Source organism: Ensifer sp. ENS02 (assembly GCF_014851885.1).
In the GTDB taxonomy this organism is placed as follows: domain Bacteria; phylum Pseudomonadota; class Alphaproteobacteria; order Rhizobiales; family Rhizobiaceae; genus Ensifer; species Ensifer adhaerens.
The window spans coordinates 1-2,958 of sequence record NZ_JACVAO010000048.1 but is presented as its reverse complement, the minus strand read 5'-3'; the positions used below and the strand labels follow the sequence as shown (position 1 = coordinate 2,958).

At 57.7% G+C, this 2,958-nt stretch carries 1 protein-coding gene and 1 pseudogene; both read right to left on the bottom strand.

The genetic code is table 11. The annotated features are described in order from the left end of the window. Positions 1-965 precede the first annotated feature (965 nt). Positions 966-1,556: a DNA-3-methyladenine glycosylase gene (locus tag IB262_RS35320; protein ID WP_112772205.1), complete on the bottom strand. Its 591-nt coding sequence runs from the start codon at positions 1,554-1,556 to the stop codon at positions 966-968. A gap of 579 nt (positions 1,557-2,135) precedes the next feature. Then, positions 2,136-2,246 (bottom strand): annotated as a pseudogene (locus IB262_RS36345) (DUF2934 domain-containing protein); the annotation flags it as partial. Positions 2,247-2,958: the final 712 nt, after the last annotated feature.

Genomic DNA, 2,958 nt, shown 5'->3' with positions numbered 1-2,958 from the left:
GGAGCGGCAATCAGAACACGATGAGACCCTTGCCAGCGACAATCAGCATGATACCTTCATGCCGACCGCGACATAAGAGTCTCATCCAGATTGTCGCCGCCGTCTCATCCTGATCGCCGCGCTATACGGGACGGCCGGGAGGCGCTCATTGCTATGTAGAACGCAATGCTCAGCAGGTACTGCGGTATATCTGCCCATAGATCAGCCCCTGATGGATTGCCCCCATTCTTCTTTCAGCGTCCTCGAGCGAATAGGCCTCGAGCGTCAACGCCCAAAGTCGGTCGTCCATCCAGTACTCCACTCCGTAAAGATACATCGGCCGGCCAAGGCTATCATGTGAGGCACAGTCCGGGTCAGGAGCATCTCGTGTGGCACGTGCGGATTGGAGATCGATAATCACTGGTAAAATCCTCTTTCGACCCGCCTAAAACGATCTGCCGGGGCGACCTGCGCGGCGTTTATCAAGATCAAACCGGCCGGGGGTCTGATGGTTCCGACATTTCCCACGTGCCGGCTCTCATATCGCCTAATTGACCGAGCCACTCCTAAGGGTCGCAAGCTCAAGTTGGACCCAGAAGCGTTGCCAAGCAGCTGAAGAGAGGCGTCGTTTGTTTGGTCGAGCTTTAAACGCCGTCCTTCGAGACGGTCACCTAGTATCCAAGATCGATTGCGCCGAGCATCGTCGCCATTACGAAAACGTCCGGCTCGCCTCCTGTAACAACAACAGTTCCGACACTTCCAAGCCCGAGTGTTCTTTCCAACCTCCCCGTGATCCCGGGCGAATAGGTGCACTTGTCGAGAATGCGAGCGGGCGGAATCAGGATTTGCAGGTTGGGGCGCATATCAAATCGCTTCAGTCGTTCTCGAGGATCATCGGGATGGCTAAATCTGGAAAGGAGACATCGAACAGATCTTCCAGCATTTATGACGAGAAGCTCTACGCCCCCGCAAAATCCCGGCCAGTTCTAAACTGGAACGGGATCGGGAAACGGGTGGCTCAAAAAGGCAGAGCCTTGCGCTCCGAACCGCCACCGCACGTCGGCAGCCCTCGTGACCCCAATACGAGGGCCTCGGCAGACATCCGTTTCGCCCTCCCCAACAGTGAGATAAAAAGGGGCCGCAAAGAGCGATCGTCCGTCAAGATGGCGGGTCACTCCGAGAGCTTGGCAAAGGCGTCCCGGCCCCGCGCACAAGACGGTTTCCCTGGCTGTCCCGCGCCTGATCCGCATCGTTCCAAGGCCCGTTTGCGGCTCGATCGCTCGGAGCAATACCGCGCTTGCGTTCTCGCAGACGAAGTTGAGGCACCAATGCAAACCGTAGGACCGGTAGACGTAAGCGGTGCCGGCGGGGCCGAACATCGCGTTGTTCCGGGCAGTTTTTCCAACGTAACTATGAGAGGCGGGATCGTCCCGCCCGTAAGCTTCCGTTTCCACGATCTTGCCGCCGATCCCATTTACTTCCAGAATGACGCCAATCAAAGCCTCCGCGACGGAAACGGCATCGCGCCCAAAAAATGCTGGAGTGATCCTTTCCAGTTGGTTGGGGTCGTGTCGCATGTTTACTCGCTAATCTTTTGGACTGCTTCAAGGCGTGGCATTGTCGAAGGCGGCGTTCGGCTGGTGCCAGAACCGTCTCGATACTCGAATACGTAGGCCGTGGGGCCCTCATTGCCGACCACAGCGGCAGGAGCGACTGCACCCATTGCTTCGGGCATCGGATTCATTCAGCGCCGTAGCGAAAGAGGCGGTTTGGACAGCAGCGCCTTGGCATGGGCGATAAGCGGCTTCGTCATCCAGGCCCATTCGATTTGGCCACGTCGGGTGATGGAATCACCGCCTCTTTCCCGTGTGTACCTCACGCACAGGAAACTTCGATGCTAATGATCTGCACGAAGATCAACCTGCATTGCCTAGGGGTCCTAGGAAACAAGCGCCTGCTCTTTCGATCGCTCTTCCCAATGCGCCGACACCGCTTCGATACTCAGGTCCTTTCCCAGTCAGGTCGTAGGAAGAACACTACTCCGCGTCCTCCGACGGCCGCCCGGCTTCCCCGCGCGGCGCGGTGGATGGAGCAACAATGGTGCCAGTTTGATCATCCCCGGTTTGACTGTTGGGAGGCAGACGCTCATGTTCCGCAATCTCCCTACTTGCTTGCTCCCAATGCCGGCGCTCCTGGCCCTCGGGGCGCCCCTCACGCTCCCAAATCTCGTAAGCGCGTCGCCGGATGAGTTCGTCTTTATCGTTCATGTTCAAGTACCTCCCTGCAGCCGTTGATCACTGAACCGAATACCGTCGCGTTTGTTCCAGCGCAGGCACAAGGTTGCTAGGAATTCATCGGGCACCGCCTCAGACGAGGCGCCCGGGCATCCTTATCCAATATGTAATCGGGGGGCTGAAGGGGGTTTCGATGACCTTGACAGAGCCAGAGTTCCTGGGCCGTAATTTTTCGAGAATGCGGTATACTGGCTGAGCGAGTTCGGCTTCGATGGCTGCGGCTCGATGCCGTCCAGGCTTGGGGCGTGGACGTAGCCGGGGAGATCATACTCGATGGCGACTGGACGAAGCGCGCGCCCGTATCCTCCCACCACGGCGCAGTGCCCCCAACGTCAGTAACATCCCCGGGTGAGGCAATAGGCGGGGTCAAATCTTCATTTCGCTTGACACCTCTCGTCGTTGGAGACGAGGAGCGCAGGCGTGATGTGATCCCTTATCGACTGCCGCACAGGCCGACCAGGTTTTCATTCAGTTGGAACGACGATTTTCCTTACGCCATCCATAAGATCGCAACCGGCGAAACCGGCGGTCACTACCGGCCCGATGCTGAGGCGCCGTTGCGGGTTTCAGAAAGTACGGGACAAGGATTTCAGTAAGTCGCGGACACCGATTTCAGTAAGTACGGGACAGCGATTTCACTAAGTCGCGGACAGGCATAGGCGGCGGATTTAGATCGATTTTCGTA